The sequence below is a fragment of the Enterobacter sp. FB genome (assembly GCF_000805795.1).
GTDB lineage: Bacteria > Pseudomonadota > Gammaproteobacteria > Enterobacterales > Enterobacteriaceae > Enterobacter > Enterobacter roggenkampii.
Map to the genome: position 1 here is coordinate 2,217,026 of NZ_JSZC01000013.1, position 17,557 is coordinate 2,234,582.

A 17,557-nucleotide genomic window follows, 5' to 3' on the forward strand; every position below is an offset into this window, starting at 1 on the left:
GATTTATCCCCGTATATCTGCAATAAATTGGCTCAGCACGTTCTCTTTCTCGAGCGTGCGTTCGGCATATTCACGTGCCACCGTGTTCACTTTTGGCATGGCAAGTGCCTGTTCAATGCCGGTGACCAGCGCCGGAACCGATTCCGGCTCTACGCACACCGCAATCCCTGGATAGCTGTCACACAGCTGGCCTAATTCAGTTTCGGCTTCGGCCGTAATCACCGCGTTACCGCCCACGGCCAGAATGTTGGTCAGCTTGGACGGCAGCACCGCATCCGCCGCGCCGCGCTTTTGCACCACCAGATGGCAGTCGCCCATCTTCAGCAGCGCAGGCAATGCCTCGTAAGACTGAAGCGGGAAGAATTTCACGTTGGTCAGGCCGCGAACGCTTACCATTTTTTCCAGCCGCGCTTTTCCACCGCCCTGCCCGACAATCACAAAAATCCATGGATGTTCGTTCAGCAGTTGAGCCGCCTCGATCACGCTCTCCAGCCCCTGCTTTTCGCCGATATTGCCTGAGTAAAGAATGATTTTTTGATCTTCAGGCAAACCGAGCTGCGCGCGCAGCGCCTGAGCGTCTTGCTCAGTCACGTCGCGAAAGCGCGCCACTTCGGACCAGTTCGGGAAGAAGATCACCTTCTCCGCCGGGACGCCTTTCTCCTGCGCTTTGTTCATCATGGAGCGCGAGATCGTTGAGACGTAGTCCACGTTGTGTAAGCCACTGCGCTCAAACGCGCTGGCGAGCTTCGCCACCTTGCCGCCTTTGCTTTTACCTGCCATCCCCAGGCCCAGCATGGCGTCCACTTCATAATCCTGAATGTGCAGCAGGGTGCGCGCGCCGGAGAGTTTGCCCAGCAGGCGCATGCCCGGCGTGCAAAACAGCGTCGGCACCACGCCGATAATGCGATCCGGCTTCCAGCGACGCTGCGCCATCAGCGGGAAGAAGCTGCTCAGGGCAAAGCTGCCGAGATGAATCAAGCGCTTCAGCGTCGAGGGCTGCTTAGGCACATACAGCGGGCAGCGCCAGACGGTCGCTGCACCCTCTTCGCGACGGTAGCGCCAGCTGGAGTAGCGCTCCCCTACTTTCCACTCCGGGTAGTACGGCGGCGCGGTAATGACCCGCACGTCATGTCCCTGGCTCGCCATCCACTCGACCATCTCGCCGGTGTATTTCCCGATACCGGTTAATTCCGGCGAGTAGTTGATTCCGTATACGAGGATCTTCATAAGCCCGGCACCCCGGACTGACGTTCAGCGAGGAAATAGGCACGGCTGTTGTCATGCACATTGTCGCTCGCCAGCAGCGCCTCTGGCGTCTGCCAGCGGTAGTCGTCATGCTGAGAATCAGGCAGACGCAGGTCTGCCTCACTCACCTTCAGGCGGAACCCCAGCACGATGTAGTGCGTGGAGAACCCGGTGCCCGAAAAGTTATCGTCATAGAAGTGCTGCCAGACCCCGTAAAACTGGCCCGCTGCCATCGGCAACTGCAGGCCCAGTTCCGCCAGAGTGAGACGCTCAAACGCATCGGTCAGCGTCTCATCCTTTTGCACGCGCCCGCCGGGCACGAACCAGAAGCCCTGTGCAGGACGGTTGGTTCGTTTCCCCAGCAAGAACTCGCCGCGTTCGTTCTCCACGATCAAATCAATTGAGATGAGCGGAGTGGAACGCACTACCGTGGCAAAATCTTCCTGACTTAAAAACATCGTTACCCCCGGAAGCGGTGCTGGTTTTCCAGGAACCACTGATAGGTGCTGGCCAGCCCCTGCTCCAGTGACACCTCGTGATACCAGCCCAGCTGATGCAGACGGGTCACGTCCAGCAGTTTGCGCGGCGTGCCGTCCGGTTTCGTGGCGTCAAACACCACGCGGCCTTTGTAGCCCACCACCTGCGCGATGGTCTGCGCCAGCTCGCGAATGGTGCAGTCCTCGCCGGTGCCCACGTTGATGTGCGACAGCATCGGCTCGGTGTTCTCCTGCCACACCTCGCGATCCAGCTCCATCACGTGAATGCTGGCCGCAGCCATGTCGTCCACGTGCAGGAATTCGCGCATCGGCGTACCGCTGCCCCACACCACCACATCCGGCGCGTTCTCGGCGGTCGCCTCGTGGAAGCGGCGCAGCAGCGCCGGGATCACGTGCGAATTGCTCGGGTGGAAGTTATCGTGCGGTCCGTACAGGTTGGTCGGCATTACCGAGCGATAGTCGCGGTTGTACTGACGGTTGTAGGACTCGCACAGCTTGATCCCGGCAATTTTGGCAATCGCGTACGGCTCGTTGGTGGCTTCAAGCGTGCCCTGCAGCAACTCGCTTTCAGCGATCGGCTGTTTTGCCATTTTCGGGTAAATACAGGATGAGCCGAGGAACAGCAGCTTGTTCACGTTGTGCAGATGCGCCGCGTGAATGATGTTGCTCTCAATCATCATGTTTTCGTAGATGAAATCCGCCGGGTAGGTGTTGTTGGCAACAATGCCGCCCACCTTCGCCGCCGCCAGATACACCTGGTCAATACGTTCGTTCGCAAAGAAGTCCTGTACCGCACGGCTGTCGAGCAGGTTCAGCTCGTCGCGCGTGCGGACAACCACTTCGACGTCACCGCGCTGTTCGAGCTGGCGAACAATCGCGGAACCCACCATTCCGCGATGACCGGCGACAAAAATACGTTGTTTTGTCATTCTCAGGACTCCAGCGCGATGGCAACCTCGTAGCCATGAGATTTGAGCAGGGAGTGTTTTTTCGCTGCTTCAAGATCTTTGGCTACCATCTCGGAAACCATCTCCTGCAGAGTGGTTTCTGGTTTCCAGCCCAGCTTCTCGTGCGCTTTGGTTGGGTCGCCCAGCAGGGTTTCCACTTCAGCAGGACGGAAGTAGCGTGGGTCAACCTGCACAATCACGTCGCCTGGCTTCACGCCCGGTGCGTCATGGCCGGTCACGGAAACCACGATGCCCTTCTCTTCCACGCCGGTGCCTTCGAAGCGCAGCTTGATGCCCAATTGAGCGGCAGCCATTTCAACGAACTGACGAACGGAGTACTGCACGCCGGTCGCAATCACGAAGTCTTCTGGCTGTTCCTGCTGCAGCATCATCCACTGCATTTTCACGTAGTCTTTGGCATGGCCCCAGTCACGCAGGGAATCCATGTTGCCAAGGTGCAGGCACGATTCCAGACCCTGCGCAATGTTGGCGATAGCGCGGGTGATTTTGCGGGTCACGAAGGTTTCGCCTCGACGTGGAGATTCGTGGTTGAACAGAATGCCATTACAGGCGTACATGCCGTAGGATTCACGGTAGTTCACGGTGATCCAGTAGGCGTACAGTTTCGCTACCGCATACGGAGAACGTGGGTAAAACGGCGTGGTCTCTTTCTGTGGGATTTCCTGCACCAGGCCGTACAGCTCAGAGGTGGATGCCTGGTAGAAACGGGTTTTCTTCTCAAGACCCAGGAAGCGGATCGCCTCCAGCAGACGCAGGGTACCCATGGCGTCCACGTCAGCGGTGTATTCCGGAGACTCGAAGGAGACCGCAACGTGGCTCATCGCGCCCAGGTTGTACACTTCATCCGGCTGCACTTCCTGCAGGATACGGGTCAGGTTGGAGGTATCGGTCAGGTCGCCGTAGTGCAGGTGGAATTTCGGGTTCGCCGCGTGAGGATCCTGATAAATATGATCGACACGTTCGGTGTTAAATGAAGACGCACGACGTTTAATACCGTGTACTTCATAACCTTTTTCCAGCAGTAACTCTGCCAGGTAAGAACCATCCTGCCCGGTAACGCCGGTGATGAGAGCGACTTTAGACATGTTTATATTCCTCTACTTATGAATTTAATCAGTTTCAACGCGTTCGCGTATCACCACTGCGGGGTTGCCACGACAAATTTTATTTGCCGGTAGCGATTTAAAAACGCTGCTGCGGGCACCGACTACCGTGCCATCGCCAACAGAAACACCCGGTGCAACAAAAACATCCGTTGCCAGCCAGCATTTTTCACCGATCACAATAGGCGAAGCGGTAATATCAAAATGCTGACTCATAAAGTCGTGGCTGCCGGTGCACAAATAACATTTCTGTGAAACCACCGAATTCGCGCCAATCGTAATCTCGCCCAGGGTATATAACACCGCGTCATCCCCTACCCAGGCGTAATCCCCAAGCGTTAATTTCCAGGGATAGGTAATTTTCACCGAAGGACGAATGACTACGTTTTTTCCTATTTTTGCGCCAAACAGACGCAATAAAAATGCTCGCCAGCGGTACAGTATTTGCGGTGACCAGGCAAATAAGGTGGCCTGAACGGCCCACCATAGCTGCACTTTAATACCGCCCGCCCCCCGAAAACCTTTCGGTACGGAGAAACCGTTCAGATCCTGCATTACGTTTCCTTATATTCAGGCTTTGTTATATAAGGCTTTCGTTTTACTCGTGGTGCGCACGCGTAAAAAATAAGATAATTCCGCCCAGAATCCCGGCACGCGTAATATTTTACGCTGCACGTTTTTGGCATCCTGGCACAACTCCAGATTATTCGAGGTTGACACACCCCCCATTGAAAACTCAGATACCAGCCCTTTAATTCGGCGGAACGGGTAACCTGACTTATACAGACTGGCGGCCAGTGCATAATCGGATGACACTTTATACTGCAAATCGTAAGGCTGTTTTTTCAGACCTTTTACCGGGAAGAAAATGGCCTGATGGCTGGCCGGTAAGCTGTGGTAGATATACCAGCCCGGCTTCGCGCTGCGGCACACTTTATGTCCGTCGCCAAAATCAAGCAGCGCATCGCCAATATACATGGCGTCCTCTTTCTGGCGCGCCAGCTGGCGGGCAAACAGCGCCACGTCGTCATGGAAGATATCACCTGAATTCAGGAAGATGGCATAACGGCCTTGCGCCATGTTAATGCCTTTGTTCATTGCATCGTAGATGCCTTTATCTTTCTCGCTGATGTAGCGTAAGTTGAACTCACCGTTGAGTTTTTCCAGAAACTCTGCCGTGCCATCGTTCGAGCCGCCGTCGACCACAATCCACTCAAAGGTGAGGCTTGGATCGCGCGCCAGGTTGCGCAGCGAGCGCCAGGTTTTTACCACCCCTTCGTAATTACGAAAAGCGACAGTAATGACGCTAAGAAACATAAATCACCTCATTTCGTCATACGTGCGTAATATTAAGCGCTTTGCGCAGAATAAACGGACAGACAATCAAGAAAGCATATTCCGGGCTAAATATTGACCCGGTAAAAAACAGCGACACCGGCGTAAACAGATAAAGTTGCACGCGAAAGTTCTGGTTATCACCAAACGCGTTAATCATCATTTTGAAAACTTTAAACAGATACCACAGCGTCAACAGTACGGCGAACCACGAAAAATAAATAATTAACAGATACAGACCATTGTCTATGGTTTTACCGACATCCGCACCGTTAAAGATTCCGAATGATGCAACATATTCGTAAAGTGAGCCGAATCTTACTACACCATCAATATGGGTTAAGGAATAACCCACCATCACCAGTGGTCCAATGATGCGATAATAGGACGAGGATCCTTCCGTTCCCAAATCACCCAGACGTTCTGAGATGTAGGGGAAAGCAAATATCACGCCCACCATAAATACCGTCAGGGAGATAATCGCCAGCGGCAGTTTTTTCTTAATCGCATCTTTGTTCAGGTACTGAAACGCCCATTCCAGCAGGTAAAACAGGATAAATGTCATTACCCCTGAGAACGATCCAGACAGAACGATTCCTGCAAGAATCATAGCATCGGTCTTAGGCGTTTTGATACCAAACTGTTTGATGCTGAGCCAAATTGAGATTAACGCCAAAGCGAAAAACGCCGGTTCAAAATAGAGTGCCGTGGTACGCTTCCCGCCGAACTTGATGAAGTTCAATACATAGCTGTTGCTGTAAATGAGATATTTCGAAATTATCTCCATCAGGCTGCTGCCGCCGGTAAGAATAATTTGCGCCATCTCCATAGCAGCAAGCATAACAATTAACGCAACGGCAATATAAAAGAACCTGAGGATTTTCCGATAATTGTGCGGAGAAATCGTTTTAAAGCGAATACTCCAGACCATGCCGATAATAATGACAATATAAACAAACAGCATGGTCGAGGTGACGTATTTACTGGCATCCAGCGACTGGCCGAAGATATAGTTAAACAGCGTCAGGCCCGTACCCAACCCTAAGGCAATCATCAGCTTCTTCAGGTTGATTTTATCGACATACAGCAGAAGCAGAACGGGCAAGAAGGTGACGATGGTTATCGGGAAGCTTTCGCCGAGCTGGGCAATCTTAACGTTGACCAGCAGGTAAATCAGCGGCAGCAGCAGATAACTACAGATTCTGATAGAACGAGACATACTCCTCCAGCATCTGTTGTCCACTGTAGGCCTTGCGGCTGCGGTTGCGGAACGATTCCAGGTCGGTGCCAAAAACGGCCTGAGCGATCTGCGCCTTCGGCAATTGCACCAGCGGCAGAACCTCCTGCTCCGCAAAAGTTTTCCCGCCGGATTTTTCCAGCACCTCACGTGCCGCATCGCTGTGGGTGGCAATCACCGGCACGCCGATGGAGAGCGCTTCACAGAGGATCAGCGGGTAGTTATCCACGCGGGAGCTGAACACCAGCGCATCCATTTCATTCAGCGCGCTCATCAGCTTGCGCTTATCGGTTTCAAACCCGTGGTTGACCACGTTAGTCCCTTCAAACGGTGAAAATTTGCCGAAGGTGTGAAGCTCAATTTTGTCACCCAGCGCCATCATGTCGCGCACCAGCTGCTGGTTGGTTTTCCCGTCGTAACGCAGGTCATGCGCAACGATAGCGATTTTCGGTTTGCCCGTGGTTTGCGCCACCGGCGTCAGGTCGGCGAGAATGGCTTCCGTCGCCACGTCGATGCCGTTGTTAATAATCTGGCAGCGCCCTGCCCCATACAGACTGTTGAAGGCATCGGCCACGTGCTGGCTCGGGGAGATAAACGTACAGCCGAGCGAGAGCATGTCGCGGAAAAGCTGACGCTTTCCGGCCACCAGCTTGTGCGCGCGATCCACCTTCACCGGCGGATAGTTACTCAGCGTCGGGCATTTCTGGCAGTTGTTTTTCCAGCCTTCGCAGCCGTCGGTAAACGCGCAACGGCCGGTTACGCTCCAGTGATCGTGCAGCGTCCAGACGAAGCGGGTGTCGGGCTTGTGGGCCTGCACCTTCTGGCAAAACGCCACCACCTCTTCCAGATTGAGCCAGTAGCTGTGCAGCACGTGAAAATGCAGCACAACCGGGCCGGTAGTGCGGGTCACCGTGCGATAAAGCGTATTCAGGTTGCCAAACAGATCGCGGTTAAACAGACGGAACAACGCAATGTTGGCAATCGAGGTCAGGCGCGGCGTGTGCTTATGCACCTGCGGGAAGTTATCGTGACTGACGCTTTTCTTGCCGCCCTTGCCATAGCCATAAATAAAACGAGACTGAAGTCCTTTTTGCAACGCGCGCTGGTGCAGATCCAGCGCCACCCCTGCCGCTCCGCCTTCTGCGAGGCGTACGTTAAATTGCAGAATATTCATTTAATCACCTTCACGCGGGCTTTTTCTCCCACCACCAGCGCGTTATCCGGAATGGTGTCCAGCACCACGCTGCCCGCACCAATCGTGACGTTGTTACCAATCGTAATGTCGCCAATGATCACCACGTTCGCGCCCAGCTCGACGTTATTGCCAATGACCGGGCAGGCCAGGCTGTCTGGCCCACGGTTGCCAATGGTCACCCCATGGCGGATGGTGAAATCATCCCCGGCGACCACGAACTTGTTGATCACCACCGCATAGCCGTGATGGATGGTAAAGCGACGGCCAATGGTGGCAGCGGCCTGAATTTCATAGCCAAAAAAGCATTCGGTAATGATGCGGTACAGCACCAGCACGGGGGCCGCCCAGATGTTGTTCAGGATATTTTTCTTACGCCACACCGAGCAAAAATGCGCGATGCGGTACGCCAGAACCATGCAGCAAGGGCGCAGGCTCCAGCTGTTAGCGCGGCAATCTTCCAGAAACATTATTTCCCCCGAAGTCCATCAGCCAGGCGCTTGCCGTTACGTATGGACAACAGCGTCAGCAGCGTGCGCCAGTTCATGCGCTTATTGCGGATCTGATAGAGGGTAAAGAGCTGATATTTACGGCTGGCACGGTCAAACTTGTCCTTGTGCTTGCGGTAAAAATGGAAGTAGCCCGAGAACTTCTTCGGCGACGAGGTGATCTGCATCTCCCCGTGGTTGATGTGCAGGATCTGTGTGGCCTCTTCCACTTTCCACGGCTCGCCATACTCCACCACCATCCGCAGGAAGATGTCGTAATCCTGCGCGGCCTTCAGTTCGGTATCGAACAGGCACTCCTTGAAGCGCCACGCCCAGGTGAAGACCTGGTTACCAATGATGTTGCGCTTGTAGAACAGGCGTCGAGAGTACGGTGATTTCGGATAGAGCGGCAGGCTGGCAGGCTGCGAGTACACCTCGCCCTGACAGACATAGTCGTTGGCATACAGGAACGCGTGCGTGACCAGCTGCTCTTTATGCGACAGGAAAATAGACAGGCGGTTCGGCGTCCATTCGTCATCGTCGTCGATGCCGGTCAGATACTGCCCTTTGGCCTGCATAATCGCCTGATTACGTACAGCACAGGCGCCAGAGTTAATCTCGTTGTGGGTATAGACCACCCGCGGGTCGTTGAGGTCAGTCACGAATTTTTGCAGCTGTTCATACGAGGAAGAGCAGTCATCAACGATGATCAGCTCCCAGTTATCGTAATCCTGACGTAACACCGACTTGATTGCGCGGATCGCCAGCTGCTGACGATTCCATGTCGGCATATAGATTGAAACTAAAGGGCGTTGTGTGGTCATGATCTTCCCCTGATCCCTCACCCCGCCCCTCTCCCCTCGGGAGAGGGTTAGGGTGAGGGGGATTGTTATTTGCTGTCAGACTTATATTCGTACTCGTAATACCCGTAATCCTGGTACCCGGTCGCACGGCGGAAGATGGAGTTCAGGATCACCCCTTTCACCTCAATCCCGTTCTGCTCGAAGCGGCTCAGGCTGGTTTCCACCTCTTTCAGGGTGTTCACCGCGTAACGCGCCACCATCAGCGTCGTACCCGCATGGCGACCCACAACGGCAGCGTCGGTCACGGCCAGAATCGGCGGCGTATCGATCAGCACCAGGTCGTAGTTTTTGCTCGCCCACTCCACCAGCTCGGTAAAGCGTTCGCTCATCAGCAGCTCGGACGGGTTAGGCGGCACCTGCCCACGTGGGATCAGGTCAAATTTCGGCACGGTAGTCGGTTTTGCGCTCTGGCTGATGTCACCTTTGCCAAGCAGGATCTCCGACAGACCGTTGACGTTGTTGGTGCCCAGCAGCTCGTGGGTGTAGCCCTTACGCATATCGCAGTCGATCAGCAGCACGCGCTTGTTGGTCTGGCTAACGACAGCCGCCAGGTTGGCGCAGACGAAGGTTTTACCGATTGACGGGCTAACACCGGTCAGCATCAGGACGTTGTTTTTAGCCTGCATCATGGCGAAGTGCAGACTGGTACGCAGGCTGCGTATCGCTTCAATCGCCAGGTCGGTTGGGTTACCCACCGCCAGCAGCTGGCTCTGTTTGTAACGCTTAACGCCTTTGATGGTTTTCACGCTGTCACGGGATTTTTGCCACTCAGACAGCGGAATGCTGGCATAGACGTTGATACCGTTCTCTTCCAGCACCTGCGGGCTTTCGATACCGCGGTTGAACAGCGAACGCAGCAGCACGCCAACGATGGAGAGCATCAGGCCGAGAATAATGCTGCCGAGAATGATCAGCGCTTTCTTCGGCTTCAGCACACCTGGCTGGGTAATCGCCGGGTCGACGATGCGCACGTCACCCACGGTGCTTGCCTCGGTGATTTTCAGCTCCTGCTGCTTGTTCAGCAGCTGCATGTAAACCTGCTGTCCTGACTCCACGTCGCGGGTCAGACGCACGATCTCCTGCTGCGTTTTCGGCATCGCGGTCACACGGTCATTGAGCTTCGCCTTCTCCTCTTCCAGCGTGCGGCGTTTCTCCAGCAGCGTGCGGTAAGCCGGGTGACGTTTGGTGTAAAGCTTGGAGATCTCCGCCTCTTTGAAGGTCAGCTCGTTGAGCTGAGCGTCAATGTTGACCATCGAATCGAGGACCGATTTCGCCTCCAGCGGCAGGTCGACAGAGTCTTTATCCTGGCGGTAGGCGTTCAGCTTGTTCTCGGCATCATCCAGGCGGGCGCGCACTTCCGGGAGCTGTTTCGACAGGAACGCCAGGCTTTTCGCCGCTTCAGCCGACTTACGCTCAACGTTCTGCTCAAGGTAGTTGCGGGTAATGCTGTTCAGGATGTCGCGGATCTGATCCTTATCTTCCCCGGTAAAGGTCATGCTCAGCACGCCGGTGTCCTTACCGTTTTCGGTAACGGTCAGGTTGTTTTGCAGGTTGTTGATCATCCCCAGCGTGGAGAATTTGGTGACGGTAAACTCCCCGCCCTCCTGGGCGTTGATCGCACTGACCATCATGCTGACGCCGTCTTTGCTCAGCATCTGTCCGACTTCACCGCGCGCGCTAAAGCCCGCGTCGCTGGTCAACTGATACTGTTTCGGGCCAAGCACCGTCAGGGTAAAGGTCTGATCGGCTGCCCCTTTTGGCAGCACGAAGTCAGTGACCTTCACCGTGTCGTTGCTTCTGCCCATCAGCCGATCCCAGCCCGCCCCAAAGATTGGGAAGGTATTTTTGGTGACGGAGATATCGAGCCCAAGGTCGTGAACCGTTTTACCCAGCACCAGACGTGACTGGATGAGCTGGATTTCAGCGTCAGAGGCCGGCGGCTTGTTCGCCAGCGCGGAGCCAATGTCCTGCACCAGCGAGTTACCGGTATTCTGCTCGATCTGCACCAGCGCATCGGCGCTGTAGATAGGGGTGGCGAACAGCGTATAGACGACGGCCGCCGCGGCAAACACGGCGGTAATGCCCAGCACCCACCACTTTGCCTCGATAACCGTGCCAACCAGGCGCCCAATATCAATTTCATCACTGCCCGAAGTCGGGGCGGCAGAAGGTTTTGTTTTTTCTGTCATTGTTATCCCTGCTGAGCTTTCAGTGCCTGCGCCCACTGTTGGGCAGACTGGTCAAGTAAGGTGTAAACCGCCTCGAAAGCCTCATGGCTTTTGCGATATGGATCGGGAATTTCACGCTCATTGTCCCAGTGTCCAAACAGCATCACCTTACCGCGCATCTCCGGAGCGATATCGCACAGCGCTTGAATATGGCGTTTTTCCATCGCCAGAATCAGGTCATACTCACGGCACATGCGACCAGTGACCTGGCGGGCAACATGCCCGTCGAGAGAGAGGTGATGGTCCCGCGCCACGCTCATTGCGCGCTCATCGGCACCTTTACCGACCAGTGCACCCAGCCCTGCCGAATCAACGGTCAGTTCGGGCTGGTAGTGTTTCAACAACCGTTCAGCCGTAGGGGAACGGCAAATGTTCCCCACGCATACCACCAGAATTTTGTTAAACATCGCGGATTACCAGGTATGAATGTCGCGCGCCGTATCCGTCATGTAGCGAACGCCACTGATGGTTGGCAGCAACTGGTTGATCAGACGGTTCCAGCGGGCAACCGGTGCGGTAGTGACATACACCACGTCGTATGGCTGGAGACGGAACTCCGTCGCCATCACCAGAGAGGTCGCATCGGACATATCCAGCTGGTAGATGTTGGCAATCTTGCCTTTCGCGCTGCCCTCACCTTTCAGCGGACGGATCACAAAGATACCGGTCGCGTTAGAGGTCGTCAGATCGATACCCTCAGCATTGCCCAGCGCTTCGGTCAGCGTCATACCGCTGAAGTCCATCTTGAGGGTGCTCTGTTTCTTCACTTCACCCATCACGAAGACTTTAAGATCGTCATTGCGTGGTACATAGAGGATGTCGCCCGGATAAAGCAGGCGGTTCTGGGTCAGATCGCCGTTTTGCATCAGCGCCTGCAGCGAAATGCGCTGCTCTTTCCCGTTGTGGGTCAGTACCACGTTGCGCCAGTCGGCGCCGTCGGTTAACCCGCCTGCGGCGTTAATGGCGTCCAGCACGGTCAGAGGAACGTTGGTGATGGCCTGCTGACCAGATTTGTTCACCTGGCCGGAGATATAGGCTTTTTGCGAGCGGAATGCGGCGATATTAACGTCCACCTGCGGATCGGCGATGTACTGCGCTAAGCGGCCGGTAATATCACTGCGGATCTCGGCAAGCGTTTTCCCTGCTACATGGACTTTACCAATGTAGGGATAGAACATGGTGCCATCTGACTGCACCCAGTTACCGGTGTCGCTTGAGCTACGGTACTGGCCCGCTGGCGTGGTCAGTTCGGGGTGATCCCAGACGGTCACGTTAATGACGTCTCCAGGCCCTACGCGATACTGGTAGGAAGCAATTTCCTGGTCCAGTGACATATTTGGCTGGGCAACGTTTGGACGTGGGCGTAATTGTTCGACCAGACGAGGCGTAAGTGGATAAACATTCACCATTTTGTCGAGATCAAAATCGGCATCCTGTTGCTTGATCACATCCTTGCCCATTGTAGACATATTGCTTCCGGGAAAGACCGTGCAACCGCTCATCAAGGTCACAGACACCAATAATGGCATCAATTTCATTTTGGAGTTCATCATTGATTATTTATCACTTTGGCAGAGTAATTATCCTGTGCAATTTAAATACGTGTGAATCTAAAATGCATTAAGAATGTAGCTAATTAAATAAAAATATAAGTGGCATCATTCCTAAAAAAAACGCTATTTGGCCAGTCACTGTTGACAACGTAATCATGGCCCACCCACACACATTCAGGCACGCTACCGCCCTTGGCTTCCAGCTACCAATACGCTATAACACAATGAATTACAGGCAAAAAACCTCAAGAATTTTTTGCTGGTGAAATAAATGAAGCATTCAAAATACGCAGGCACTATTTCGTTAATCGCCCAAAAAAAACATCAATCCGTAACGGGAGATATCCTTTTTTAGGCTAATAATCTTGTAACAGTTAATCCCAAAACAGGCAAGAAAACGGGTTCCGAACGTCAATTTTTAAGAATTTATTTAGAAATGCACTTTATTTTTAAGAATTTCTTTATGTTGACAGCGTTATGATTGACCATCTTTTAATGCGATATTTCTTAATTTTGTTATTTCGGATAAATACAGATTTTCTGGATAAATTAAAACTATTATACCCGCCAGTTTTAATTTAATGATTATTGAGAGAAATCTCATACTGACATTGCATTTTCCCACAGCTTTATCCATGATCGAATTGTGTCATTAGTCATATTACAGAAGGTATTGCTACTACTATGGAATGGATTGCCGATCCCTCAATCTGGGCCGGGCTGGTTACGCTGGTTGTCATCGAGCTGGTGCTCGGGATTGATAATCTGGTTTTTATCGCCATCCTCGCTGAAAAACTGCCCCCTTCCCAGCGCGATCGCGCGCGCGTAACGGGGCTGCTGCTGGCGATGGTGATGCGCTTACTGCTGCTGGCCTCTATTTCCTGGCTGGTCACGCTCACTCAGCCTCTGTTCTCCATTCACGGTCTGAGCTTTAGTGCCCGCGATCTGATCATGCTTTTCGGCGGGCTATTCCTGCTGTTCAAAGCCACCGTGGAGCTCAACGAGCGGCTGGAAGGCAAAGACAGCGAGAACCCGACCCAGCGCCGCGGAGCAAAATTCTGGCCGGTGGTCGCGCAAATCGTGGTGCTGGATGCGGTCTTCTCCCTGGACTCGGTGATCACCGCCGTCGGGATGGTGGACCACCTTGCGGTGATGATGGCCGCGGTCATTATTGCCATCACGCTGATGGTCATGGCCAGCAAGGCACTGACCCGCTTCGTGAACAGTCACCCGACCATCGTTATCCTTTGCCTGAGCTTCCTGCTGATGATTGGCTTCAGCCTGGTGGCCGACGGTTTTGGCTTCCATATTCCGAAAGGCTACCTGTATGCCGCCATCGGGTTCTCCGTCATGATTGAAGCGCTTAACCAGCTGGCGATATTCAACCGCCGTCGCTTCCTTTCCGCCAATCAGACTCTGCGTCAGCGCACAGCCGACACGGTCATGCGTCTGTTAAGCGGCAAGAAAGAGGATGCGGAGCTGGACGCCGAATCCTCCGCCATGCTGGCCGACCACAGCGACGGGCAGATCTTTGACCCGCAGGAACGACGGATGATTGAGCGAGTGCTCAATCTGAACCAGCGTACGGTCAGCAGCATTATGACGTCGCGGCATGACATTGAGCATATTGACCTGACGGCCCCGGAAGCGCACATTCGCGCCCTGCTGGATAAAAACCAGCACACCCGCGTGGTGGTGACCGGCGGGGAAGCGGAAGAGGAGCTATTGGGCGTGGTACACGTCATTGATCTGCTCCAGCAGCAGCTCCACGGTGAGCCGCTCAATCTCCGCGCCCTGGTTCGCCAGCCGCTGGTCTTCCCGGAGGGGCTGCCGTTGCTTTCCGCCCTTGAGCAATTCCGTAACGCGCGCACCCACTTTGCCTTTGTGGTGGATGAGTTTGGTTCGGTGGAAGGGCTGGTCACGCTCAGCGACGTGATGGAAACCATTGCCGGTAATCTGCCAAACGAGGTGGATGAGATTGACGCCCGCCACGACATTCAGAAAAACGCCGACGGCTCGTGGACGGCTAACGGCCATATGCCGCTGGAAGACCTGGTGCAGTATGTGCCGCTGCCGCTGGATGATAAACGGGAATACCACACCATTGCCGGTCTGCTGATGGAGTATTTGCAGCGTATCCCACAGCCGGGGGAAGAGGTTCAGGTCGGCGACTATCGGCTTAAAACGCTCCAGATTGAAAACCATCGCGTGCAGAAGGTTCAGCTAATACCGCTGCGGGAAGAGGAAGAACTGGATTTTGAGGTGTAAAAAAGCCGGGTGGCGTTTCGCTCACCCGGCCTGCGGTGTTCGGTTTTTGTAGGCCGGGTAAGGCGAAGCCGCCCCCCGGCGCAACAGGCATCACAGCTTATCCAGCAGCTTCTTCACATCCTTGCCGTCCTGTGAATCTTTATTACGATCCGCCCAGCCGCTGAGTCGACGTTTCGCTTCATCCTGCAGATGCTTACGCAGGATCTGATCCACCTGCAGACTGTAATTCAGGGCCTGCCATTTGCCGTATACGCTCAATGGGACCGGCGTCTCTTTCAGGAAGTCGATGAGCTTGCTTTCCCCCTGCCAGCCGGAAAGTACCCGCACGTTAAAGCGCGTGTCCGCCGTCTCTTTGACCAGATCCAGCTTACCCTCGCCCGTTAAGGATAAGAGTGAAGAGGTACCCTGCATTCCGTCGAGAGAGAGTTGTCCGTTGTTCAGCGTCAGGTCCGTGGTGAAGCTGTCGAGGCGCGTGGCACTGTCGTAGCTCTCCTGGGCTTTCACATCGCTGCTGCGCTCCACCGCCTGCTGTACCAGCTGCTGGAAGTTAAGCCCTTCCATACGGGAGTTTTTCAGATCAAGATGCGCCTGCCCCTGCCACTCGCGGCGGAAAGCATCGGCATCAATTTTCGTGCCGGAGAAATCACCCGCGAGGGTCAACTGCCCCGTCAGAGAGATCGGGTAGTTAAACGCGGTCAGGATGGTCCCTATCTCAACGTTATCGAGACGCGGCTGGAATTCGGCGCTGGCAACGTCTTTACGGACATCCAGCGTGCCGGGCAGTGAGAGGTGTCCTGCGCCCATCTTGCCGCTCAGTTCGGAGATCACCAGCAAACCGTTATGGTTAAACATCTGGCTGCTCACGTCGGTAAAGTCCATGCCGCGCCAGCGCAGGCTGGTGGCTTTCAGCAGAATATCCGCCGTGAATCCGCGCAGAGCGTTATAGTCAGGTTGATCGAGATTCGACGAAATAACCGGACGTGATACCGGTGCCTGGCTTTGCCCCGTCTGCGTCGCCTCGCTGTCCGTGGCGCTGGCTGGCAGAGGTGGCAACAGGTTTTCCAGGTTGAGTTTGTCAAATTGCAGATTCAGCACCCACTTCGGCTTCTCTGCAAAGGTGACGCTCGCCTGCCCCTTCAGGCTACTGTCGTTTGCCTGCAGGTTGAGATTATCCAGCTCCAGCTGTTTTTGTTCCTCACGCCACACGGCCTGCAGCGTCCCCTGACCGGCGATCCCCTGGGTGGGCAGATTGGCCCCCGTCAGCTGCCAGTTGAGCTGCTGGATGTTCGCCGTGAGCTGATGCGGATAGTCTGACGCATTCACTTTAGCCTTCAACGACAGCGTCAAATCCCGCTGATCGCGGTTCACGCGCCCGCTGAATTCCACCGATGCAAGATGGTGCTCATCCTGTTCCATCTGCAGATTAATGTTGCGAACGGTGACCAGCTCTTCGTGCTCATGCTGGAAAACCAGCACGCTATCGGCCACTTTCAGTTTGCCAATATCAAAGGACCAGCCAGTATCAGACGGTTCATCAGGCAGGGTATTTTCACGCGGTGCCACCGGCGCGTTGGCATCACGGACAGCTTCAGTTTGCGGGGTGAGCTGAATCACCGCGCCTTTCAGCATCACCTGATTCACCTGCAGCTGATGGGAAATGAGCGGGATCAGCGCCACATCAAGTCGCATGTTGTCTGCGGACACCAGCGGCTGGGACGCCCCCGGCGCCGTGAGCGACATGCGGCCAGAGAGAATGCTGAGCTGCGGCCAGACGTGCCAGCGCAGCGGCCCGTCCAGCTTCAGTTGATAACCACTGCGTGCCTCAACCTGCCGCACCATGTACGCGCGGAAGTCGTTAGGGTTAACCAGCAGAACCAACGCCGAAAGGCCAGCCACCAGCACCACCAGCAAAATCATCAGCGTTGTCAGAACTCTTCTCATGGCATCCTCAATGGACTAACGATCAGTCTTTATCAATACGGCTGGCAACCGCACCCTGCTGGTCGCGATATTTTGCGTCCTGACGGCGGTTATACGGCCTGTCTGCCGGGCCTGACAGCGGTTCAAAACTTAACGCGCCGATCATCATCCCCGGACGAAGCGCCAGCGGCAATTTACCGGCATTGAAGAATTCCAGCACAATACGGCCCGACCAGCCTGGATCGATACGGTGCGCGGTCACGTGTACCATCAGTCCCAGTCGCGCCAGCGAAGAACGGCCGTCAAGCCAGCCGACGAGGTCCGCAGGCAGGGTGACGGATTCAAACGTTACCGCCAGCGCCAGTTCACCCGGATGCAGATAAAAGGCTTCGCCATCTTCGATTACGATTTCGTCACTCATCACGCGATCGAGCGCGGCGCTGACTTCGTCCTTCGGTCCGCTGAGGTCAATGAACGGTGCGGTATGGCCGCTAAAGGTGCGGAATTTATTCCCCAACCGGACATCGACGGTCACCCCATTGATACGCTCAACAGGTGGACGTGGGGTAATAGACAAACGGCCTTCATCCAGCCAGGCTTCAATATCGCGATCACAAAGACGCATGCCTTTTTCTCCTTTCATGCATCGTACCCTGAGCC

Annotated in this window: 16 protein-coding genes; 1 reads left to right on the forward strand and 15 read right to left on the reverse strand. The window is 54.7% G+C overall.

Annotation, left to right across the window (positions count from 1 at the left end):
- Positions 1-3 precede the first annotated feature (3 nt).
- From wcaI to PI91_RS17725, 13 genes are all read right to left on the reverse strand, one after another.
- On the reverse strand, positions 4-1,227 hold the full coding sequence (wcaI, locus tag PI91_RS17665; RefSeq protein ID WP_039266721.1) for a colanic acid biosynthesis fucosyltransferase WcaI: 1,224 nt from the start codon (positions 1,225-1,227) through the stop codon (positions 4-6).
- Positions 1,224-1,703, reverse strand: a complete 480-nt coding sequence (locus tag PI91_RS17670; protein WP_008499425.1) for a GDP-mannose mannosyl hydrolase — start codon at positions 1,701-1,703, stop codon at positions 1,224-1,226. The genes wcaI and PI91_RS17670 overlap by 4 nt, the downstream gene beginning before the upstream one ends.
- A 2-nt stretch (positions 1,704-1,705) precedes the next feature.
- Positions 1,706-2,671: a GDP-L-fucose synthase gene (locus tag PI91_RS17675; RefSeq protein WP_039266722.1), complete on the reverse strand. Its 966-nt coding sequence runs from the start codon at positions 2,669-2,671 to the stop codon at positions 1,706-1,708.
- 2 nt (positions 2,672-2,673) lie between these two features.
- A complete protein-coding gene (gene gmd, locus PI91_RS17680; protein ID WP_003863514.1) occupies positions 2,674-3,795 on the reverse strand; it encodes a GDP-mannose 4,6-dehydratase in 1,122 nt (373 codons plus the stop codon).
- A 24-nt stretch (positions 3,796-3,819) separates the two neighbouring features.
- Positions 3,820-4,368, reverse strand: coding sequence for a colanic acid biosynthesis acetyltransferase WcaF (gene wcaF / locus PI91_RS17685; protein ID WP_008499422.1), 549 nt, complete (start codon positions 4,366-4,368; stop codon positions 3,820-3,822).
- A gap of 15 nt (positions 4,369-4,383) precedes the next feature.
- Positions 4,384-5,130 (reverse strand): colanic acid biosynthesis glycosyltransferase WcaE, encoded by a 747-nt coding sequence (gene wcaE, locus PI91_RS17690; RefSeq protein ID WP_008499420.1) that lies wholly within the window; start codon positions 5,128-5,130, stop codon positions 4,384-4,386.
- A 16-nt stretch (positions 5,131-5,146) separates the two neighbouring features.
- Complete coding sequence (gene wcaD, locus PI91_RS17695) at positions 5,147-6,367, reverse strand: colanic acid polymerase WcaD (RefSeq protein WP_008499419.1); 1,221 nt, start codon at positions 6,365-6,367, stop codon at positions 5,147-5,149.
- Positions 6,342-7,559 carry a colanic acid biosynthesis glycosyltransferase WcaC gene (gene wcaC / locus PI91_RS17700; protein ID WP_008499418.1) on the reverse strand — a complete coding sequence of 406 codons (1,218 nt, stop codon included), beginning with the start codon at positions 7,557-7,559 and terminating at the stop codon, positions 6,342-6,344. Before wcaC ends, wcaD begins: the two co-directional genes overlap by 26 nt.
- On the reverse strand, positions 7,556-8,047 hold the full coding sequence (wcaB, locus tag PI91_RS17705) for a colanic acid biosynthesis acetyltransferase WcaB (protein WP_008499417.1): 492 nt from the start codon (positions 8,045-8,047) through the stop codon (positions 7,556-7,558). Before wcaB ends, wcaC begins: the two co-directional genes overlap by 4 nt.
- Positions 8,047-8,889, reverse strand: a complete 843-nt coding sequence (gene wcaA / locus PI91_RS17710; protein WP_021241458.1) for a colanic acid biosynthesis glycosyltransferase WcaA — start codon at positions 8,887-8,889, stop codon at positions 8,047-8,049. The genes wcaB and wcaA overlap by 1 nt, the downstream gene beginning before the upstream one ends.
- Positions 8,890-8,954: 65 nt before the next feature.
- The gene (gene wzc / locus PI91_RS17715; protein ID WP_008499415.1) at positions 8,955-11,117 is read right to left on the reverse strand and encodes a tyrosine-protein kinase Wzc; all 2,163 of its coding nucleotides are present in this window, start codon (positions 11,115-11,117) and stop codon (positions 8,955-8,957) included.
- Positions 11,118-11,119: 2 nt separating this feature from the next.
- Entirely contained in the window at positions 11,120-11,563 is a 444-nt protein-coding gene (gene wzb, locus PI91_RS17720; protein WP_021241460.1) for a low molecular weight protein-tyrosine-phosphatase Wzb, read from the reverse strand.
- Between the two features lie 6 nt (positions 11,564-11,569).
- Positions 11,570-12,709: a polysaccharide export protein gene (locus PI91_RS17725; RefSeq protein ID WP_008499413.1), complete on the reverse strand. Its 1,140-nt coding sequence runs from the start codon at positions 12,707-12,709 to the stop codon at positions 11,570-11,572.
- A 684-nt stretch (positions 12,710-13,393) separates the two neighbouring features.
- Here PI91_RS17725 and PI91_RS17730 point away from each other — a divergent pair.
- Positions 13,394-14,977, forward strand: coding sequence for a TerC family protein (locus tag PI91_RS17730; RefSeq protein ID WP_008499412.1), 1,584 nt, complete (start codon positions 13,394-13,396; stop codon positions 14,975-14,977).
- 90 nt (positions 14,978-15,067) lie between these two features.
- Here the strand turns inward: PI91_RS17730 and asmA are convergent, their stop codons facing one another.
- Together asmA and dcd are read right to left on the reverse strand one after the other, a co-directional pair.
- Positions 15,068-16,918: an outer membrane assembly protein AsmA gene (gene asmA, locus PI91_RS17735; protein ID WP_039266723.1), complete on the reverse strand. Its 1,851-nt coding sequence runs from the start codon at positions 16,916-16,918 to the stop codon at positions 15,068-15,070.
- Between the two features lie 22 nt (positions 16,919-16,940).
- Positions 16,941-17,522 (reverse strand): dCTP deaminase, encoded by a 582-nt coding sequence (gene dcd, locus PI91_RS17740; RefSeq protein WP_008500854.1) that lies wholly within the window; start codon positions 17,520-17,522, stop codon positions 16,941-16,943.
- Positions 17,523-17,557 lie beyond the last annotated feature (35 nt).